Source organism: Agrococcus sp. TF02-05, from assembly GCF_017565345.1.
Lineage (GTDB): Bacteria > Actinomycetota > Actinomycetes > Actinomycetales > Microbacteriaceae > Agrococcus > Agrococcus pavilionensis.
The window spans coordinates 1-19,693 of the sequence record NZ_JAGEKO010000013.1 but is presented as its reverse complement, the minus strand read 5'-3'; the positions used below and the strand labels follow the sequence as shown (position 1 = coordinate 19,693).

21 protein-coding genes are annotated in these 19,693 nt (G+C 73.1%); 17 read left to right on the top strand and 4 right to left on the bottom strand.

Features of this window, described 5'->3' with window-relative positions:
• The first annotated feature begins 26 nt into the window (after positions 1-26).
• The 3 genes from JQT67_RS12510 to JQT67_RS12500 are packed head-to-tail and all read left to right on the top strand — an operon-like array spanning position 27 to position 2,088.
• Positions 27-545, top strand: a complete 519-nt coding sequence (locus JQT67_RS12510; protein ID WP_208065096.1) for an OsmC family protein — start codon at positions 27-29, stop codon at positions 543-545.
• Entirely contained in the window at positions 545-1,627 is a 1,083-nt protein-coding gene (gene dxr / locus JQT67_RS12505) for a 1-deoxy-D-xylulose-5-phosphate reductoisomerase (RefSeq protein ID WP_208065095.1), read from the top strand. Before JQT67_RS12510 ends, dxr begins: the two co-directional genes overlap by 1 nt.
• Complete coding sequence (locus JQT67_RS12500; protein ID WP_307864334.1) at positions 1,624-2,088, top strand: GNAT family N-acetyltransferase; 465 nt, start codon at positions 1,624-1,626, stop codon at positions 2,086-2,088. The genes dxr and JQT67_RS12500 overlap by 4 nt, the downstream gene beginning before the upstream one ends.
• Positions 2,089-2,241: 153 nt before the next feature.
• On the opposite strand, the gene JQT67_RS12495 is transcribed toward JQT67_RS12500, so the two are convergent.
• Complete coding sequence (locus tag JQT67_RS12495; protein ID WP_208065094.1) at positions 2,242-2,847, bottom strand: hypothetical protein; 606 nt, start codon at positions 2,845-2,847, stop codon at positions 2,242-2,244.
• 86 nt (positions 2,848-2,933) lie between these two features.
• Between JQT67_RS12495 and JQT67_RS12490 the strand changes: the two genes are divergently transcribed.
• Positions 2,934-4,262, top strand: a complete 1,329-nt coding sequence (locus tag JQT67_RS12490; protein WP_208065093.1) for an RIP metalloprotease — start codon at positions 2,934-2,936, stop codon at positions 4,260-4,262.
• A 1-nt stretch (position 4,263) separates the two neighbouring features.
• On the opposite strand, the gene JQT67_RS12485 is transcribed toward JQT67_RS12490, so the two are convergent.
• Positions 4,264-5,211 (bottom strand): ribonuclease HI family protein, encoded by a 948-nt coding sequence (locus JQT67_RS12485; RefSeq protein WP_208065092.1) that lies wholly within the window; start codon positions 5,209-5,211, stop codon positions 4,264-4,266.
• A 77-nt stretch (positions 5,212-5,288) separates the two neighbouring features.
• Between JQT67_RS12485 and ispG the strand changes: the two genes are divergently transcribed.
• The 9 genes from ispG (at position 5,289) to JQT67_RS12440 (ending at position 14,714) form a co-directional block, all read left to right on the top strand.
• Positions 5,289-6,431 carry a flavodoxin-dependent (E)-4-hydroxy-3-methylbut-2-enyl-diphosphate synthase gene (ispG, locus tag JQT67_RS12480; RefSeq protein ID WP_021011186.1) on the top strand — a complete coding sequence of 381 codons (1,143 nt, stop codon included), beginning with the start codon at positions 5,289-5,291 and terminating at the stop codon, positions 6,429-6,431.
• Position 6,432: 1 nt separating this feature from the next.
• On the top strand, positions 6,433-7,677 hold the full coding sequence (locus JQT67_RS13805) for an MFS transporter (RefSeq protein ID WP_307864333.1): 1,245 nt from the start codon (positions 6,433-6,435) through the stop codon (positions 7,675-7,677).
• 123 nt (positions 7,678-7,800) lie between these two features.
• Positions 7,801-8,808 (top strand): MoxR family ATPase, encoded by a 1,008-nt coding sequence (locus JQT67_RS12470; RefSeq protein ID WP_208065091.1) that lies wholly within the window; start codon positions 7,801-7,803, stop codon positions 8,806-8,808.
• 8 nt (positions 8,809-8,816) lie between these two features.
• Complete coding sequence (locus JQT67_RS12465) at positions 8,817-9,704, top strand: DUF58 domain-containing protein (RefSeq protein WP_208065090.1); 888 nt, start codon at positions 8,817-8,819, stop codon at positions 9,702-9,704.
• Entirely contained in the window at positions 9,691-10,179 is a 489-nt protein-coding gene (locus JQT67_RS12460; RefSeq protein WP_208065089.1) for a hypothetical protein, read from the top strand. Before JQT67_RS12465 ends, JQT67_RS12460 begins: the two co-directional genes overlap by 14 nt.
• Positions 10,170-11,159, top strand: a complete 990-nt coding sequence (locus JQT67_RS12455; protein WP_208065088.1) for a VWA domain-containing protein — start codon at positions 10,170-10,172, stop codon at positions 11,157-11,159. The genes JQT67_RS12460 and JQT67_RS12455 overlap by 10 nt, the downstream gene beginning before the upstream one ends.
• A complete protein-coding gene (locus JQT67_RS12450) occupies positions 11,141-12,142 on the top strand; it encodes a VWA domain-containing protein (RefSeq protein ID WP_208065087.1) in 1,002 nt (333 codons plus the stop codon). The genes JQT67_RS12455 and JQT67_RS12450 overlap by 19 nt, the downstream gene beginning before the upstream one ends.
• Complete coding sequence (locus JQT67_RS12445) at positions 12,139-12,915, top strand: hypothetical protein (RefSeq protein WP_208065086.1); 777 nt, start codon at positions 12,139-12,141, stop codon at positions 12,913-12,915. The genes JQT67_RS12450 and JQT67_RS12445 overlap by 4 nt, the downstream gene beginning before the upstream one ends.
• 35 nt (positions 12,916-12,950) lie before the next feature.
• Positions 12,951-14,714 carry a proline--tRNA ligase gene (locus tag JQT67_RS12440; RefSeq protein WP_208065085.1) on the top strand — a complete coding sequence of 588 codons (1,764 nt, stop codon included), beginning with the start codon at positions 12,951-12,953 and terminating at the stop codon, positions 14,712-14,714.
• Here JQT67_RS12440 and JQT67_RS12435 read toward each other — a convergent pair.
• Positions 14,711-15,118, bottom strand: a complete 408-nt coding sequence (locus JQT67_RS12435; RefSeq protein ID WP_208065084.1) for a hypothetical protein — start codon at positions 15,116-15,118, stop codon at positions 14,711-14,713. The genes JQT67_RS12440 and JQT67_RS12435 overlap by 4 nt on opposite strands.
• Positions 15,119-15,286: 168 nt before the next feature.
• Here JQT67_RS12435 and JQT67_RS12430 point away from each other — a divergent pair, with 168 nt between their 5' ends.
• Positions 15,287-16,372, top strand: coding sequence for a helix-turn-helix transcriptional regulator (locus JQT67_RS12430; RefSeq protein WP_208065082.1), 1,086 nt, complete (start codon positions 15,287-15,289; stop codon positions 16,370-16,372).
• A gap of 22 nt (positions 16,373-16,394) precedes the next feature.
• Here the strand turns inward: JQT67_RS12430 and JQT67_RS12425 are convergent, their stop codons facing one another.
• The gene (locus JQT67_RS12425) at positions 16,395-17,876 is read right to left on the bottom strand and encodes a sodium:alanine symporter family protein (protein ID WP_208065080.1); all 1,482 of its coding nucleotides are present in this window, start codon (positions 17,874-17,876) and stop codon (positions 16,395-16,397) included.
• 99 nt (positions 17,877-17,975) lie between these two features.
• On the opposite strand from JQT67_RS12425, the gene nusA reads away from it, so the two are divergent.
• The 3 genes from nusA to JQT67_RS12410 all read left to right on the top strand — a co-directional run.
• Positions 17,976-18,971: a transcription termination factor NusA gene (gene nusA, locus JQT67_RS12420; RefSeq protein WP_021011196.1), complete on the top strand. Its 996-nt coding sequence runs from the start codon at positions 17,976-17,978 to the stop codon at positions 18,969-18,971.
• A gap of 20 nt (positions 18,972-18,991) precedes the next feature.
• On the top strand, positions 18,992-19,249 hold the full coding sequence (locus tag JQT67_RS12415; RefSeq protein ID WP_031224055.1) for a YlxR family protein: 258 nt from the start codon (positions 18,992-18,994) through the stop codon (positions 19,247-19,249).
• A gap of 110 nt (positions 19,250-19,359) precedes the next feature.
• Positions 19,360-19,693 (top strand): translation initiation factor IF-2 N-terminal domain-containing protein (locus tag JQT67_RS12410; RefSeq protein WP_208065078.1); only part of this gene is annotated, 334 nt, incomplete at its 3' end.

The following is a 19,693-nucleotide window of genomic DNA, read 5'->3' as shown; positions in this document are numbered from 1 at the left end:
CGACGGGCCGCGCCTACGCTGGAGCCATGCCGATGCGCCACGCCTATGCCGTCGAGGTCGAGTGGACGGGAGCGGGCTCCGAGGGCACCGCGACCTACCGCTCCTACACGCGCGAGCACGTCGTGCGCGTCGAGGGCCTCCCCGACATCCTCGGCTCCGCCGATCCGACGTTCCGCGGCGACCGCTGTCGCCACAACCCCGAGCAGCTGCTGCTCGCGGCGCTCGCGCAGTGCCACATGCTCAGCTACCTCCACCAGGCCGCGAGCCGCGGCATCGTCGTGACCGCCTACCGCGACGCGGCGACGGGCGAGATGGAGACGAGCGGCACCGGCGGCCGCTTCACGCGCGCGGTGCTGCACCCCGTCGTCACGATCGCCGACGCGACGCAGGCGGCGGATGCGCTCGACGCGCACGGGCAGGCCGGTCGCGACTGCTTCATCGCATCCTCCGTCGCGTTCCCGGTGCTGCACGAGCCGACGATCGTCGCGGACGGCGAGGTCGTCGCGCAGCACGACCGGCCCGCTGAGGCCGAGGGAGCCCGCTGATGCGCCGCCGTGTGATCGTGCTCGGCTCGACCGGCTCGATCGGCACGCAGACCCTCGACGTCATCCGCGCGAACCCCGACCGCTTCGAGGTCGCCGGGCTCGTCGCCGGCAGCGACCGCGCGGGCCTCGAGGCGCAGCAGGCCGAGTTCGGCGGCGAGGCCGCGCTCGGCGCCGACGCCGCCGTGACGATGATCGAGTCGGTCGAGAGCGACGTCGTCGTCAACGGCATCACGGGCTCCGTCGGCCTCGCGCCGACGCTCGCGGCGCTCGACGCCGGCCGCGTGCTCGCGCTCGCCAACAAGGAGTCGCTCATCGCGGGCGGCGACCTCGTCATGCAGCGCGCGCGGCCCGGGCAGCTCGTGCCGGTCGACTCCGAGCACTCGGCGATCGCGCAGTGCCTGCTCGCGGGCGACGCGCGCGAGGTCCGCAGGCTCGTGCTCACGGCATCCGGGGGTCCGTTCCGAGGCTGGTCTCGCGAGCGGATGGCGGCCGTGAGCCCCGCGGATGCGCTCGCGCACCCCACGTGGGACATGGGTCCGATGGTGACGACGAACTCCGCGACGCTCGTGAACAAGGGACTCGAGGTCATCGAGGCACACTTGCTGTTCGACGTGCCCTTCGACCGCATCGACGTGACCGTGCACCCGCAGTCGATCGTGCACTCGATGGTCGAGTTCGTCGACGGCTCGACGATCGCGCAGGCCTCGCCGCCCGACATGCGGCTGCCGATCTCGCTCGGCCTCGACTGGCCGCACCGCGTCGCGGGCGTCGGCGTGCCGCTCGACTGGACGCGCGCGTCGACCTGGACGTTCGAGCCGCTCGACGAGGATGCGTTCCCGTCGGTCGCGCTCGCGAAGCGCGTCGGGCGGGCGGGCTCGACGTTCCCCGCGGTCTTCAACGCCGCGAACGAGCAAGCGGTGCAGGCCTTCCACCTCGGCGAGATCGGCTTCCTCGACATCCTGCCGGCGGTCGAGCGCGTGCTCGAGCAGCACGAGCCGGGCGAGCTCACGGTCGAGCACGTGCTGCAGGCCGAGCGCTGGGCGCGTCGCGCCGCCGACGAGATCTGCGGCGTCGGGCGGTGACGGTCGAGGTCCGACGAGCGACGGCGGCGGATGCGTGGAGGCTCGCGGCGTCGGAGCCTCCCGGCGCCGCTGTGGCTGCGTCGCACCTGCGCCGGCAGGAGGCGGGCGAGGTGCTCTTCCTCGTCGCGCTCGAGGACGGCGAGCCGCTCGGCTCTGGCGTGCTCGTGCCGGGTGACGTGCCCGAGCTGCGCCACCTCTTCGTCGCCGAGGCCGCGCGCGGCCGTGGCATCGGCGCCTCGCTCATCGGCGCTGCCGAGCGGGAGGTGGCGGCGATGGGGGCGACGCTCATCGAGCTCGGCGTGGGCGTCGACAACCCGAGAGCGGCGGCGCTCTACCGCCGCCTCGGCTACGCCGAGACGGGAGAGCGCTCGACGACGACGTACGAGTACGTCGACCGCGACGGCGTGCGCCGCACCGCGACGGAGACGGACGTGCACATGCGGAAGCGGCTGCGAGGCTGACGCGGCGCTGCCGCGCCGCGCGCAACGGACCCCATCTCGGCATGCGGACCCGAGATCTCGGGTCCCGTTCGGGAGATGGGGTCCAGGTATGCGCCTGTGTCGAGTCAAGGAGGATCGAGCGGGAGGGGTTGCGCGCGGCGCACGAGGCGGGCGTCAGCCCGAGCGGTCGAGCTCGACGCGCACGTCGGCGGCGTCGATCGCCGCGACGACCTCGCCCGCGTCGTCCCACCAGCGCGCGTAGTGGTCGGGGTCGCGGTTGATCTGCACCGCGTGCGCGACGCGCGTCGGCGCCATCGCGTCGCGGCCCTCGACCCTCGCGAGCGCGCGGTAGAAGAGCACGGCCGAGCCGTACGCATCCATGCGCACCTCGTACGGGCCCCAGCCGTGGCGCTGCTGGAAGAGGCCGCGCGAGTCGGGCCCCGCCTCGTCGCCCCGATCGAGCACCCGCAGGCTCGACTCGCCCATCGCCGTCATGACCGCGAGCCGCACGTCGCGCTCCGAGAGGCCCAGGTCGCGGCCCGCGCGCATGATGATCGCCGCGTGCTCGAGCTGCGCGCCGCGCCAGTCGCCGACCCGCGCGGGCAGCTCGCCCTCGACGCGCGCCGACTGCGGCACCGGCACGGGCTCGGCGGGAGGCCTCGACGCGACGAAGACGAGCAACACGACGAGCGCGACGCCGACGAGCCCCGCGATGAGGCCGAGGGCGCTCCCGCCGGGCGCGACGCGCTCGGCGACGGCGCGGCTGGCGGGAGCGGGCATGCGAGTGACGCTAGCCGCGCCGCCTATGGACGCCACCGCATCCGCGTGCACGGCTGATAGGTGCCGGCAGTAGCCTGGCGGGCGACATGGAAGCCGTGCTGCTCTACGCCGTCGGCGTGCTCGTCGTCGTGATCGGCCTGGCCGTCTCGATCGGCCTGCACGAGATCGGCCACCTCGTGCCCGCGAAGCTCTTCGGCGTGCGCGTCGGGCAGTGGATGATCGGCTTCGGCCCGACGCTCTTCTCGCGGCGCTTCGGCGAGACCGAGTACGGCGTGAAGGCGATCCCGCTCGGCGGCTACATCTCGATGTCGGGCATGTTCCCGCCGCTCAAGGTCGGCGGGGAGTCGAGGGATGCGTCGACGGGCTTCTTCGACACCCTCGTGCAGGATGCCCGCGACTCGAGCGCCGAGACGATCCACGAGGGCGAGGAGGAGCGGGCGTTCTGGCGCCTCGCGACCTGGAAGCGCATCGCGATCATGCTCGGCGGCCCGCTCATGAACCTCGTGCTCGCGGTCGTGCTCTACGCGATCGTGCTGTGCGGCTTCGGCATCGCGGTGCCCTCGACGACCGTCGCGAGCGTCTCGGAGTGCGTCATCGCCGCCTCGGAGGAGCGCGCGGAGTGCGAGCCGGGCGATCCGCTCGCGCCCGCCGCCGAGGCCGGCGTGCAGCCGGGCGACACGATCGTCTCGATCGACGGCCGGCCCGCGGCGGGCTGGGAGGACGTGCAGGCCGCGATCCGCGAGCTCGCGGGGCAGCGCGTCGAGCTCGTCGTCGAGCGCGACGGCGCCGAGCAGGCGCTGCAGCTCACGCCGCTCGCGACCGAGCGCTACGTCTTCGACGACCGCGGCGATCCCGTCGAGGTCGACGGCCGGCAGCTGACCGAGACGGTCGGCTTCGCGGGGGTCGGCCCGCAGTACGAGATCGCGCAGCAGCCCGCCTCGGCGGTGCTGCCGGCGGTCGGCGACAACGTCTGGCGCGTCGGCCAGCTCATCGTCAACCTGCCGCAGCGGCTCGTCGACGTCGCCGCGGCGGCGTTCGGGCCGGGGGAGCGCGACCCGAACGGACCGATGTCGGTCGTCGGCGTCGGCCGCATGGCGGGCGAGATCGCGGCGCTCGACCAGGTGCCGGTGCTCGAGCGCATCAGCGCGATGGTGCAGCTGCTCGCGAGCCTCAACGTCGCGCTGTTCGTCTTCAACCTGATCCCGCTCATGCCGCTCGACGGCGGCCACATCCTCGGCGCGCTCGTCGACGCGGTGCGCCGCGGGTGGGCGAGGCTGCGCGGCACGGTCGCGACGCCCCTCGACACCGCGAAGTGGGTGCCGGTGACGCTCGTCGTCACGGGGCTGCTCGGCATCATGAGCGCGCTGCTCGTCTACGCCGACATCGTCAAGCCGATCGCGCTGTTCGGGGGGTAGCTCACGCCTCCGGCGTGCCCTGGTGGAATCGCTGGCGCCAGCGCCCGCCCGCCCGCACCCACAGCGAGCTGCGCAGCACGCTCCCTCGAGCGCTCACCGAGCGCCACACGAGCAGCAGCGCGTCGTCGCCGAGCTCGTGCGTCGCGAGCACCTCGAGCTCGGTCGGCTCCGCGAGCGGCGCGATCTCGGCGAGCAGCTCGTCGCGGCTCCAGCGGCGGCCGGAGGCGCCGATCTCCTCCCACTCGGGGTGCAGCAGCGCCGCGACGCTCGCCGGGTCGGCGCGCACCTCGTCGCTCAGCAGCGAGCGCTCGAGCCGCACGACCTCGGCCTCGACGGCCGTGTCGGTGAGGAAGTCGAAGCCGTCGAAGAGGTCGGGCGAGGCAGGGGCCTCGGCGGCGGTCATGGCGGATGCGTCGGCCGCGTCCCGCGCGCCAGTCGCCTCGGCGGCGGGGGCCGTGGGCGCCGCCGTCGGGGTCACGCCCCCGAACCCCGGTCCCGCATCCGGCACGGCCCCGCGCTGGTACGCCGCGGCCGCGCCGTTCGCGAGCCGGTCGGCCGCCTCGTTGAGCGGGTGGCCCGCGTGGCCCTTGACCCACTCGAAGCGCACCGTGCCGCCCTCGGCCTTCCGCTCCGCCATGAGCCGGTCGAGCTCCTCGAGCAGCTCGCGGTTCATGACCGGCTTGCCGTCGGCCTTCCGCCAGCCCTTCCGCTTCCAGCCGGCCATCCACTTCGTCACCGAGTTGATGACGTACTGGCTGTCGCACAGGATGAGCAGCTCGTCGACGCCGCGCGTCTGCCGCAGCAGGTCGACGACCGCCGAGAGCTCGCCGATGTTGTTCGTGCCCGTGCGCTGCCCGCCCGCCGCCCATCGCGCGTCGTCGATGTACCAGCCCCAGCCGGTCGGGCCGGGGTTGCCGAGGGAGGAGCCGTCTGCCGCTGCCGTGATCACCCGACGATCCTGCCAGCCGGCCGGCCGGCCGCACGCCGCGGGGCTTCGTCATAGCACCGCCGCGTAGGCTGTCGCCCATGGCAGCCATCAACCTCGGGAGCCCCGCGCCGCTCACGCTCGCGCCCCGACGCAAGACCCGGCAGATCAAGGTCGGCAAGGTGCTCGTCGGCGGCGACGCGCCCGTCTCGGTGCAGTCGATGACCACGACGAAGACGACCGACATCAACGCGACGCTCCAGCAGATCGCCGAGCTCACCGCGACCGGCTGCGACATCGTGCGCGTCGCCGTGCCGAGCCAGGACGACGCCGATGTGCTGCACATCATCGCGAAGAAGAGCCAGATCCCGGTCATCGCCGACATCCACTTCCAGCCGAAGTACGTCTACCAGGCGATCGACGCCGGCTGCGCCGCCGTGCGCGTCAACCCCGGCAACATCCGCAAGTTCGACGACCAGGTCGGCGAGATCGCCAAGCGCGCGAAGGCCGCGGGCGTGAGCCTCCGCATCGGCGTCAACGCCGGCTCGCTCGACCCGCGCCTGCTCGAGAAGTACGGCAAGGCGACGCCCGAGGCGCTCGTCGAGTCGGCCGTGTGGGAGGCGAGCCTGTTCGAGGAGCACGACTTCCACGACTTCAAGATCTCGGTCAAGCACAACGACCCGGTCGTGATGGTCAAGGCCTACCGCCTGCTCGCCGAGCGCGGCGACTGGCCGCTGCACCTCGGCGTCACCGAGGCCGGCCCCGCGTTCCAGGGCACGATCAAGTCGGCGACCGCGTTCGGCATCCTGCTCTCCGAGGGCATCGGCGACACGATCCGCGTCTCGCTCTCGGCGCCGCCGGTCGAGGAGATCAAGGTCGGCATGCAGATCCTGCAGTCGCTCAACCTCCGCGAGCGCAAGCTCGAGATCGTCTCGTGCCCCTCGTGCGGCCGCGCCCAGGTCGACGTCTACTCCCTCGCCGACTCGGTGACCGAGGGCCTCAAGGACGTGCAGGTGCCGCTGCGCGTCGCGGTCATGGGATGCGTCGTGAACGGCCCGGGCGAGGCGCGCGAGGCCGACCTCGGGGTCGCGTCGGGCAACGGCAAGGGGCAGATCTTCATCAAGGGCGAGGTCGTCAAGACGGTGCCCGAGGCGGAGATCGTGGCGACGCTCATCGAGGAGGCTCGCCGCATCGCCGACGAGCAGGGCCTGCCCGCGGGCGAGGCCCAGGTCGTCACCGCCTGAGGTGAGCGCGACCCCAGCGGTCGACGAGCCGGGGCAGCCAGTGCGGCAGCACCCGGCGCAGCGCCGCACGCTCGCCGTCCTCTCGCTCGCGCAAGCGCTCGGCGGGCTCTCGAACGGCGTCGCGCTCGGCGTCGGCTCGCTGCTCGTCGCGCAGGTGACAGGCCGTGATGAGCTCGCGGGACTCGCCGCGACGCTCCTGACGCTCGGCGGCGCTGCGCTCGCGGTGCCGCTCGCGCGGCTCGCGCAGCGCCGCGGCCGCCGCGTGGCGCTCACGAGCGGCGCGCTGCTCGCCCTCGCGGGTGCTCTCACGCTCGCGATCGGCGGCACGATCGGCGCCGCCGCGATAGTGCTGCCCGGCTTCCTCGTGCTCGGCGGCGCGATGGCGGTCAACCTCCAGTCGCGCTTCGCCGCGACCGACCTCTCGACCCCGAGGCATCGCGGCCGCGACCTCTCGCTCGTCGTCTGGATGACGACGATCGGCGTCGTCGTCGGCCCGAACCTCATCGGCCCCGGCGATGCGCTCGGCGTCGGGCTCGGCCTCCCGCCGCTCGTGGGCGCGTACCTCATCAGCGCCGTCGCGATGGCGGTCGTCGCGATCGTGCTGTGGACGCTGCTGCGGCCCGACCCGCTGCTCGAGAGCCGCATCGGGGCGCCCGCGCCGACGACGCCGCCGCGTTTGCGCCTCGCGGAGCACCCGCGGGCCCTCGCCGCCGTGATCGCGGTCGCGGCCGCGCACGCGACGATGGTCGGGGTCATGGCGCTCACCCCCGTGCACCTCGACCACGCCGGGCAGCACCTCGGCGTCATCGGCTTCACGATGAGTGCGCACACGGCGGGGATGTACGCGCTCTCGCCCGTCTTCGGCTGGCTCACCGACCGCGTCGGCGCTCGCTCGACCGTGCTCGTCGGCGCCGGCATCCTGCTGCTCTCGATCGCCTCGAACCTCGCGCTGCCCGTCGACCTCGCCCCGGTCGGGCTCGCGCTGCTCGGCCTCGGCTGGAGCGCCGCGACCGTCGCCGGCTCGACGCTCGTCGCCGCCGCGGTCGAGCCGCCGCTGCGCCCCGCGCTCCAGGGCCGCTCCGACCTCGTGATGGGGCTCGCGGGCGCCGCCGCCGGCGCCACGGCCGGCCCCATCCTCGGGCTCGTCGGCTACGCGGGCCTCAACCTCGCGATGCTGCCGCTCATCGCCGCGATCGCGATCGCCGCGATCGCCGCGACACGACGGCGCGAGCCGCAGCCCGCGTGAGGCACGGCGGCGTCACCGGCCGCGCATGGCTCGAGCCGGTAGCGTGACCGAGGCGGTGCCGTCGACGACCGACGGCCCGCCCGACGACGGCCCACCCACCGACCGCCACCGATAGGAGCGCGCGTGTCCGCAGCAGTCCCCGGACGGGACCCCATCACGCCTGAGGAGCTCGAGCGCGCGAAGGCGATCATCCGCTCGGTCGAGCAGTCGTTCCAGTCGACGGTCGTCGGGCAGCACCAGCTGCTGCGCTCGCTGCTCGTCGCGCTCCTCACGGGCGGCCACGTGCTGATGGAGTCGGTGCCCGGGCTCGCGAAGACGACCGCGGCCGCGACCCTCGCGCGCTCGGTCTCGGCGTCGTTCCACCGCATCCAGTGCACTCCCGACCTGCTGCCGAGCGACATCGTCGGCACCCAGATCTACGACCAGCACACGGGCGAGTTCCGCACCCAGCTCGGTCCGGTGCACGCGAACTTCGTGCTGCTGGACGAGATCAACCGCTCGAGCGCGAAGACGCAGTCGGCGATGCTCGAGGCGATGCAGGAGCGGCAGACGTCGATCGGCGGCGAGACGCACCCGCTGCCGCAGCCGTTCCTCGTGCTCGCGACCCAGAACCCCATCGAGCAGGAGGGCACCTACACGCTGCCCGAGGCGCAGCTCGACCGCTTCCTGCTCAAGGAGGTGCTCACCTACCCCTCGCCGACCGAGGAGGCCGAGATCGTGCGGCGCGCCGAGTCGGGCGTGTTCGAGCAGGGGCACGGCGAGCCGGTCGCGACGCTCGACGACGTGCGGTTCCTGCAGGGGCTCGCGAAGCGCGTCTACGTCGACCAGGCGATCACGAACTACGTCGTGCAGCTCATGTACGTGACGCGCCACGCGACCGACTACATCGGCGCGCAGCTCGCCGGCTACATCGAGTACGGCGCGAGCCCGCGCGGCTCGCTGTCGTTCTCGCAAGCTGCGCGGGCGCTCGCGCTCGTGCAGGGTCGCGACTGGGTGATCCCGGAGGACGTCAAGGACCTGCGGCACGCCGTGCTGCGGCACCGCCTCATCCTCGGCTACGAGGCCGAGGCCGACGGCGTGACGACCGAGCAGATCATCGACGCCATCTTCGGCGCCGTGCGGACGCCGTAGGACCGGTCATGGAACGACGGCTGCGCAAGGTGAAGACGACCATGTCGATCCACGCGCACCGTCGTACCCTCGAGCTGCTCGAGGGCGAGTACCAGTCGATCCACCACGGCCGCAGCCACGACTTCGACGACCTGCGCGAGTACCAGCCGGGCGATGACGTCAAGGACATCGACTGGAAGGCGACGGCGCGCAGCCACGTGCCGCTCATCAAGCGCTACATCGCCTCCCGCCAGCACAACGTGCTGCTCGTCGTCGACTCGGGCCGCAACATGGCGGCGATCGCGGAGTCGGGGGAGTCGAAGCGCGAGCTCGCGATCCTCGTCGCGGGCGTGCTCGGCTACCTCGCGACGCGCCACGGCGATCGCGTCGCGCTGCTCATGGGCGACGAGGAGCGCACCGAGAGCATGCCGGAGGGCGGCTCGGAGGCGCACCTCGAGCGCATGCTGCGGCGCATCGACGAGGCGGTCTCGATCGACGGGCCGCTCTCGCGGCTCGAGGGGGTGCTCGAGCACGCGGTGCGGCGCATGCGCCGCCGCTCGCTCATCGTCGTGATCGCCGACGACCTCGCCTACACGCACGACCTCGACGTGCACCTCGGCCGCCTCCACACGCGCCACGAGGTGCTGTGGGTCTCGATCGGCGACGCTGACCTCATGGCGCGCGCGGGCGACCACCGCGAGCTCGTCGGCGTCGACACGGGCCTCGGGCTGCCGTCGTTCCTGCGCCGCGACAAGGGGCTCCGCCGGGCGTTCGACGAGCAGTCGGCGCTGCGGCGCGAGCGGCTCGAGGCGGGGCTGCGCTCGCTCGGCATCGCCTCGGTGCGCATCGGCTCGAGCGCGACCGCGATCGGTGGGCTCTTCCGCCTGCTCGAGAGGCACCGGCGTGCGCGTCGCTGAGCTCGGCGGGCTGCCCGCGCCCGACACCTACGGTCCGTTCGGCTACGGGCCGTGGTGGCTGCTCGGCGCGCTCGCGCTCGCCGCGGTCGTCGCCGCCTACGCGTTCGCGTGGCTCTGGACCCGCCCGCGCGGCATCCTCGAGCCCCCGCCGCCGCCCGCCGTGCCGATCGACGTGCGCAGCGTCAAGGAGAAGTACTTGCGGATGATCGACGAGGTCGCCGTGGAGCACGAGGCGGGCGAGATCGGGCCCAGGGAGCTCGCGCAGCGGTTGAGCCTCGTGCTGCGCTTCTTCGCGCACGAGTCGACGGGCGTCGTCGCCGAGGTCATGACGCTCCGCGACCTGCGGGACGCCGACCTGCCGGCGGTCGAGGGCGCGGTCGCGCAGTACTACCCGTCGTCGTTCCGGCGGGCGGCGAAGCACGACCCGGATGCGGCGATCGGCGCCGCGCGGCAGGTGGTGGCGACGTGGATGTGAGCCTGCTCTGGCCGTGGCTGCTGCCGATCGTCGTGGTCGCGGGGCTCGCGCTCGCGATCGTGGGGCTGCTGCTGCCGAAGCGCCGCCGCGACCGCGGCCTGCCGGTCGCGCACGTCGACCGGATGACGGCGCTGCCCGCCTTCCGCGGCGCGCTCGCCCGTTACCGGCTCTGGATCGGTGCGGCGCTCGTCGCGGCGCTCGCGGGAGTCGCGGTCGCGGGCGCCGTCGCAGCCCGGCCCTCCGGCGTGCACGCCAACCAGGAGGACGACTACAAGCGCGACATCGTGCTGTGCCTCGACGTCTCCGGCTCGATGGTCGACGTCGACGCCGAGATCCTCGGCGTCTACCAGGACATCGCCGCATCGCTCGACGGCGAGCGCATCGGCATGCGCATCTTCGACGCCTCGAGCGTCATGGCGTTCCCGCTCACGAGCGACTACGACTACATCCAGGAGCAGCTCGGCCGCTACGTGCGCGCGCTCACCGGCACCCTCGGCCCCGACGAGCAGTTCAACTACCTCGCGGGCACCGCGAGCGGCCTCGGCGCCTCCCTCGTCGGCGACGGGCTCGCCTCGTGCGTGCTCGACTTCGCCGACCTCGAGGCGAGCGAGCGGCCGCGCTCGATCATCCTCGCGACCGACAACGTCGTGAACGGGCAGCAGATCTTCACGCTGCCGCAAGCGGGCCAGCTCGCGGTCGACAACGAGGTGCGCGTGTACGCGATCAACCCCTTCGACTGGGGCGGCGACATGGCCTCGCAAGAGCTGCGCGAGATCGCCGAGGGCACCGGCGGCGCCTACTTCTCGCTCGACTTCGCGCAGACGGTGCCGCAGATCGTCGACCGCGTGAACGCGATCGAGGCCGGCTACATCGAGACGCCGCCGCAGATCCAGGTCGTCGACCGACCTGGCGCGCTCCCGCTCGTCGTGCTGCTGCTCGTCGCGGGGGTCGTGGCGATGGCGTGGAGGGCGAGGCTGTGATCACGTTCCACCCCACGCTGCCCGTCGTCGTCGCGATCGTCGGCGCGCTCGCGCTCGCGCTGTGCGTGTGGCAGCTCATCGCGGTGCGCGGCCGGAGGATCGCGTGGCTGCGCCGCTCCCTGCTCGTCGCGCTCGCGGTCGCCATGGCCTTCCGCCCGGCGCTGCCCGGCGGCGAGGTGCCCACGGCATCCATCTCCGCCCGCGTCTTCGTCGTCGTCGACACCTCGCAATCCGTCGCGGCCGAGGACTGGGGGAGCGAGCCGCGGCTCGCCGGCATGCAGGAGGACGTCGTCGAGATCGCGCGATCGTTCGCCGGTGCCGACATCTCGGTCATCTCGTTCGACTCCCAAGCGCTGCTGCGCGTGCCCCTCACGGACGACGGCTCCGCCGTGATCGAGATGGTGCGCGCGCTGCGGCCCGAGATCGCGCAGCAGTCCCGGGGCACGTCGGTCGCGGCCGGGCGCGACCTGCTGCGCACCGAGCTCGAGCGCTCGGCCGCGGCCGACCCGGGCTCGCCCGCCATCGTCTTCTACCTCGGCGACGGCGAGCACACCGCCGAGGAGCCGCCGCAGTCGTTCGCCGACGTCGGCGCGCTCGTCGACCGCGGGCTCGTGCTCGGCTACGGCACGGAGCAGGGCGGGCGCATGCGCATCTCGAGCTTCAACCCGAACGAGGACCGCTACCTGCAGGATCCCGCCGGCGGCGACGCGGTGAGCCGCATCGACGAGGGGCAGCTGCGGTCGATCGCGAGCGAGCTCGGCGTCAGCTACCTGCACCGGCAGCCGGGGCTCCCGCTCTCGGACGCGCTCGGGCCCATGGCCGCGCTCGACGGCGCCGCGAACCTCGACCGCACCGAGGAGGCGCGGCTCGAGGTCGCGTGGGTGCTGGGCCTGCCGATCGCGCTCCTGCTCGCGTGGGAGGGGCTGAGCCTCGCGCGCTCGCTCCGCTCGACCCGCGGCATCCTTCGGACGGAGGCACCGTGACCGTCCCCATCCCGCCGCGCCCGCGTCGCGTGCTCACCGACCCGCAGCGCCGCCGCTTGCGCTGGTGGCTCATGCTCGGGCTCATCCCGGTCGCGCTCGCCGTGCTCGTCGTGTCGACGAAGCTCATCAGCGTCAGCGCGCTCTCCGAGACCGCGATCGACCGCTTCGAGGGCCGCGCCTACGGGCAGGCCGCGGAGGCGGCGCGCGGGCTCGAGCTGTGGAACTGGGTCGAGCCGTGGAAGGCGCCCTTCGACCTCGGCGTCTCGCTCACGATGAGCGGCGAGCTCGAGGAGGGCAGGGCGAAGCTCGAGGAGTCGCTGCGGCTGCATGGCGAGCCCGTCACCGCGGGCCAGGTGCACGAGCACTGCATCATCGTCGCGTCGCTCGCGACGACGATCGAGAAGCAGGGCGACGCCGCCCGCGAGGGCGACGACCGCGAGGGCGCGAACGCGTTCTACACCGAGGCGCTCGCGCTCATCGGCTCCGCCCCGGAGGGCTGCCACGACGAGCCGCGCGAGCGCGAGGCCGACACTGCCGCGCAGCTCGAGGCCGCCGTGCCGCGCATCGAGGAGAAGCTCGAGGAGTCGTCGTCCGAGCAGGGCGAGGGCGACGGCGAGGGCGACGGCGACGGCGAGGGGAACGAGCCGCAGTCGCCCGAGGAGCAGCTCGAGGAGCAGAACCAGGGCGCCCAGACCGAGCAGCAGCAGCAGGACCAGTACGACCAGGGCGGCGACGGTCAGGGCGGCGGCTCGGGCGTCGAGCGGCCCTGGTGAGTCAGCCCGCCGACGATCCCGCGTAGGATCGCTGGGTGATCCGCCTCTCCGAGCTCTTCTTCACCACGCTTCGCGAGGACCCGGCCGAGGCCGAGGTCGCGAGCCACCGACTGCTGCTGCGCGCGGGCTACATCCGCCGCGCCGGCGCCGGGCTGTACTCGTGGCTGCCGCTCGGCCTGCGGGTGCGGCGCAACATCGAGCGCATCATCCGGGAGGAGATGACCGCGGCGGGCGCGCAGGAGGTGCTCTTCCCCGGGCTCCTGCCGCGCGAGCCCTACGAGCGCACCGGACGCTGGACCGAGTACGGCGACAACATCTTCCGGCTCCAGGATCGCAAGGGCGCCGACCACCTGCTCGCGCCGACGCACGAGGAGGTCTTCACGCTGCTCGTGCAGGACCTCGTCTCGAGCTACAAGTCGCTGCCGCTCACGATCTTCCAGATCCAGGACAAGTACCGCGACGAGGCACGGCCGCGCGCGGGCCTGCTGCGCGCTCGCGAGTTCACCATGAAGGACGCCTACTCGTTCGACATCGACGACGCGGGGCTCGAGGAGAGCTACCAGCGCCAGCGCGCCGCCTACGAGCGGATCTTCGCGCGCCTCGGGCTCGAGTACGTCATCGTCTCGGCCGACGCCGGCGCGATGGGCGGCTCGAAGTCGGAGGAGTTCCTGCACCCGACGCCCGTCGGCGAGGACACGATCGTGCGCTCGGCGGGCGGCTACGCCGCGAACGTCGAGGCGTTCGAGACGCTCGCGCCCGAGCCGCAGCCGATCGAGGGGCTCCCCGCCGCCGTCGTGCGCGACACCCCCGACACCCCGACGATCGAGACGCTCGTCGCCGACGCCAACGCGCGCTTCCCGCGCGAGGACGGTCGCGAGTGGACCGCCGCCGACACGCTCAAGAACGTCGTGCTGCGCCTGACGCACCTCGACGGCTCGAAGGAGCTCGTGGTCGTCGGCATCCCGGGCGACCGCGACGTCGACGAGAAGCGCGTCGAGGTCGCCTTCCAGCCCGCAGAGGTCTCGGCGGCCGACGAGGACGACTTCACGGCCAACCCGCGGCTCGTGAAGGGCTACATCGGCCCGTGGTCGCCGTCGGGCGCCGTGCTGGGGGAGGAGGGCGCCACGAGCATCCGCTACCTCCTCGACAAGCGCGTCGTCGACGGGTCGAGCTGGATCACCGGCGCGAACGAGCCCGGCAAGCACGTCTTCGGCCTCGTCGCCGGGCGCGACTTCGTCGGCGACGGATGGGTCGAGGCGGCTGACGTGCGCGAGGGCGACCCGGCACCGGATGGGTCGGGTCCCGTCACGCTCGAGCGCGGCATGGAGATCGGCCACGTCTTCCAGCTCGGCCGCAAGTACGCCGAGGCGCTCGGCCTCAAGGTGCTCGACCACAACGGCAAGCTCGTCACCGTCACGATGGGCTCGTACGGCATCGGCGTCACGCGCAACCTCGCCGCGATCGTCGAGAAGTCGCGCGACGAGCGCGGCATCATCTGGCCGCGCGAGGTCGCGCCGTTCGACGTGCACGTCGTCGCGACCGGCAAGGACGCGGGCGTGTTCGAGATCGCGGAGGGCGTCGTCGCGAGCCTCGAGTCGCGCGGCCTCGAGGTGCTCTACGACGACCGGCCGAAGGTCTCGCCCGGTGTGAAGTTCGGCGACGCCGAGATCATCGGCGTGCCGCAGATCGTGGTCGTCGGCCGCGACGCGCCCGAGGGCCTCGTCGAGGTGTGGGACCGCGCGACCGGGGAGCGGCAGCAGGCGCGCATCGATGAGCTCGAGGCGGCGCTCGGGCGCTAGGCGTCGAGCGCCGCGCCCTCGGCGCCGCGGTGCCGGCGCGCGCCGAGGATGACCATGAGCACCGCAGCGACGCTCACGGCGGCGAGCACCGCGTCCGGGATCCACGTGCCGAGCGCCGCGACGTGCCACGCGAAGAAGAGCGGCATCGCCACGAGCGACAGTCGAGCGGCGAGGGATGTTGGTGCGGCCAGCACGGCGCCGACGCCCAGCGCGGCGGCCAGGCACGCGAACGACGCGGTCATGATCGTCGCCTCCGGTGCGAAGGGATCGTCGACGAAGATCGTGCTCAGCCCGATGACGGCGCACATGGCGCACAGGACGATGAGGGTGCCCTGACCGGTTCGCACGAGGCGAGTGCGGCGGACGTCGCTCGCGGTGCTGCGGTCGCGGGTGTTCACGCTCATGATGGATCCGTTCCGCGGCCGACCCTCGGCCGCTCGACGCGACGGTAGGCGCCTCGCGCGGGCGAACGGCATGCGGCTGCCCTCAAGCTCGTTGCGGGCAGCCGCACGATCGACGTCCCGGTCTCGCGCGGGCTCGCCGCGCGGGCGGCGCGGTGGCAGGATGCCGACATGGCAGCGACGCCTCCAGCGCGGCCGGCGGTGACCGGCGTGCTCGTCGGCGCGCTCGCCGTCGCCATCGTCGCGAGCGCCGCCACCCTCGGGCTGCCCGCCGTGCCGGCGATGGAGGCGCTTCCGGTGATGCTCGTGCCGTGGATGCTCCTGCTCGCGGGCGCGCTCGGCAGCCGCTGGCGCGCCACCGGGTTCGTGTGCTCCCTGCTCATCGCGATCGGGGTCGGGCAGCTCACGGCGGTCGCTCTCTCGGCGGGCGCGATCGTGCTGCAGCCAGGGATGCCGGGGACGGTGCTGCACCTGCTCTCCCAGCTGCTCTTCATCGCGAGCTTCGCGGCGCTCGTGCCGCTCGCAGCCGGCTACCCGGGCCCCCGCGCGCCGCGGTGGTCGTGGCTCGCCGCCGCGCCCCTCGTGCTGCCGCTCGTCGCGGCGCTCTCCGGCCCCACTCCCGCGGTGCTCGGCGGTCGCCCGCTCGAGCCGCTCGCGGAGACCCTCCCCGCCGCGATCGCCGACTGGGCCGCCGCCGTCTTCGCGCTGCCGATCGCGGCGGTCGCCGTCGGCCTCGCCCGCCTGCTCGCAGGTGACGCGGAGCTGCGCTCGCGGCTGCGCTGGCCGCTCGCGGCGCTCGCCGTCCTCGCCGCGGTCGTCGCCCTCGGGGCGGTCACCCCGGAGGAGTCGCGCATCGTCACGGATGCCCTCTTCCTCGTCACTGCGCCGCTGCTGCCGGTCGCGCTCGTCGCGGGCGCAATCGTCCGCACCGAGCCGGATGCCGAGCGCATGCACCGGGAGCTCGCGGAGATCGCCGCCCGCGTCGCCGCCATCGGCGGCCGCCTCGAGCGGGCGGCGCCGACGGCCGCCGCCGCCGTCCCCGGATTGGACTCACTCACCCAGCGGGAGCGCGACGTGCTCGAGCGCATCGCCCAGGGCCGCTCCAACGCCTCGATCGCTCGCGACCTGCACCTGTCGGTCTCGGCGGTCGAGAAGCACACGAGCGCGGTGTTCGCGAAGCTCGCCATCGAGCCGTCGCCGGACGTGCACCGGCGGGTCGCTGCGGCGGCGGCGTGGCATCGCGCCGCCGGCGGCTGATGGGCGCCTCGATGCCACCTCCTCAGCGGCCGGTGCGGCGCTCCTCCTGCGGCGGCGCGACGGTCGTCCACTGGCCCGTGACCGACTCGACGTCCTGCCACTCCTCGACGCCGCGGAGCTCGGGCAGCATGTCGCGCGTGAACACGGGGTCCTTGCCCGCGCGGCGCTGCTCGTCGAAGTTCTTGAGCAGCTTGAAGGCGACGCCCGAGAGCAGGCCGATCGCGACGAGGTTGACGATCGCCATGATGCCCATGAGCAGGTCGGCGGTGTTCCACACCGTCGCGGTCGCGACGACCGAGCCCGCGAGCACCGCGACGACCGCGAGCACGCGGTAGGTCGTGAGCACGGCGCGGCTCTCGGTGATGAACTCGATGTTCGACTCGCCGTAGTAGTAGTTGCCGATGATCGACGAGAACGCGAGCAGGAACACGATGACCGAGAGGGCGATGCCGGCCCACGCGCCGAGCTCGCCCGTGACCGCTTGGAACGTCAGGTCGATGCCGCCCTCAGCGCCCGCGAGGTCGGGGGTCGAGACGAGGATGATGAACGCGGTGATGGAGCAGACGAGGAACGTGTCGAAGTAGACGCCGAGCGTCTGCACGAGGCCCTGCTTCGCGGGGTGGGTGACGGCGGCGGACGCGCCGGCGTTCGGCGCCGAGCCGAGGCCCGCCTCGTTCGAGAACATGCCGCGCTTGACGCCCTGCATGATGATCGTGCCGATCGCGCCGCCCGCGACCTGCTGGAAGCCGAACGCTCCCGCGTAGATCTCGCCGAGCACGCGCGGCACCTCGGTGATGTTCATCGCGACGATGACGAGCCCGAGCACGAGGTAGAGCAACGCCATCGCCGGCACGAGCGACTGCGTCACCTTCGCGATGCGGCGCACGCCGCCGAAGACGATGAGGCCCGTGAGCACCGCGACGACCGCGCCGATCGCCCAGGGCAGCCACGCCGCATCCGTGCCGACGGTCGAGGTGACCGTCGCGACGATCGTGTTCGCCTGCAGCGACGAGAACGCGAAGGGGAAGCAGACGATGAGGATGATCGCGAAGAGGATGCCCATCCAGCGCGCGCCGAGGCCGCGCTGCATGTAGTACGCCGGCCCGCCGCGGAACCCGTCGGCGTCGCGGTGCTTGTAGAGCTGGGCGAGCGTCGACTCGATGAACGAGGAGGCGCCGCCGACGAAGGCCATCGTCCACATCCAGAACACCGCGCCCGGGCCGCCGATCGCGATCGCGGTCGCGACGCCCGCGATGTTGCCGACGCCCACGCGGCTCGCGGCCGAGATCGTGAACGCCTGGAACGACGAGACGGACTGGGTGCTGCCGTCCCGCGCGAGCGGCGTCCGGTCGGTCAGCACCCGGAGCATGGCCGGGAAGAGCCGCAGCTGCACGACGCCCGAGCGGATCGTGAAGTAGACGCCGAGCAGGGCGAGCACCGGCAGGACGATCCACGTCCACCAGAAGTCGCCGGCCGTGAGGATCGCCTCGTCGAGAGCTGCCATGCCGCCGAGCATAGGAGGGCCGCCCTGCGAGCCGGCCGGGCGGTAGACTGCTGGGTCGGCATCGCATGCCGGATGAGTCGTGACCCAAGGAGCCCACAAGTGAAGATCGATCTGACCGTGCTGAAGACCGTCGAGCGCGAGCGGGAGATCTCCTCGGACGAGCTGATCCGCATCATCGAGCAGGCCATCCTGCAGGCGCACGTCCGCTCGGGTGAGCACAAGCCCGACCCGAGCGCGCCGCAGCCGCGCGTCGAGGTCGACCGCCGCACGGGCGAGGTGACGCTCTTCGAGCCGGAGCTCGACGAGGACGGCAACCGCATCGGCGAGTCGGTCGCGACGACCGACGACTTCAGCCGCATCGCCGCGACCGCCGCGAAGCAAGTCATCTTCCAGGCCCTGCGCGACAAGAGCGACGAGTCGGTGCTCGGCGCCTACAAGGACCGCGAGGGCGACATCATCGCCGGCGTCGTGCAGCAGGGCACGAACCCGCGCATGGTGCACGTCAAGCTCGGCGACGACATGGAGGCGCTGCTGCCGCCCGAGGAGCAGGTGCCGGGCGCCGAGTACAAGCACGGCCAGCGCCTGCGCGTGTTCATCACGAAGGTCGAGCGCGGCCCGCGCGGCCCGCAGGTGACCGTGAGCCGCACCCACCCGTCGCTCGTGCGCCGGCTGTTCGCGCTCGAGGTGCCCGAGATCGCCTCGGGCGCCGTCGAGATCGTCGCGATCGCGCGCGAGGCGGGCCACCGCACGAAGATCGCCGTGCGCGCGACGCAGCCGGGCATCAACGCGAAGGGCGCGTGCATCGGCGAGCTCGGCGCGCGCGTGCGGGCCGTCCAGGCCGAGCTCGGCGACGAGAAGATCGACATCGTCGACTACTCCGACGACCTGCCGGCGTTCGTCGCGAGCGCGCTGAGCCCGGCACGCGTGTCGGATGCGTTCATGCTCGACGCGAAGACGAAGGCCGTGCGGGCGCTCGTGCCCGACTTCCAGCTCTCGCTCGCGATCGGCCGCGAGGGGCAGAACGCCCGGCTCGCCGCGAAGCTCACCGGGGCGAAGATCGACATCCAGCCCGATTCCGTGATGGACGAGGACTGAGATCGCTCCAGCGCCCGGGCGTGTCGTCCTGTAGAGTAGAACCCATCCGAACGTGCCTCGGCTGTCGCGCGCGCACCGAACCCGCACAACTCGTGCGGATCGCTGCGCCGGGCGGCACCGCGGTCGTCGACGAGGGTCGACGGCTTCCGGGCCGGGGCGCGTGGGTGCATCCGACGCAGCAGTGCGCGGAGCGCGCGATCCGCTCGCTCCCGCGGGCACTGCGCCAGCGGCACCTCGATACCTCGCCCATCGCACGGTGGGCGGACGGGCTCGCCTGAGCCCTGAACGAAGGAATGAACGGCACATGGACAACTGATGAGCGGCTCGAAATGAGACCCGTCAGCGATTGACGTCCGCCCTGTCCTGGGCGGACCAGGACAGGAGAGAAGTGGCAAACCCACGCGTTCACGAGATCGCCGCCGAGATCGGCGTCGAGAGCAAGGTCGCTCTGGCCAAGCTCAAGGAGATGGGCGAGTTCGTCAAGGGACCCGCCTCGGCGATCGCACCGCCGGTCGCCCGCAAGCTCAAGGCCGCCCTCGAGGCGGACGGCGTCGCCGCACCCGCGGCCGCGCAGGAGAAGCCGGCGGCGAAGGCCCCGGCGAAGTCGGCCGCCAAGCCCGGCGCCGCGAAGCCGGCCGCCGCGAAGGCGACCCCCGCGGCACCCGCGGCACCCGCCGCACCGTCGGCGACCCCCGCTGCGCCCGCCGCCGCGCCGGCAGCCG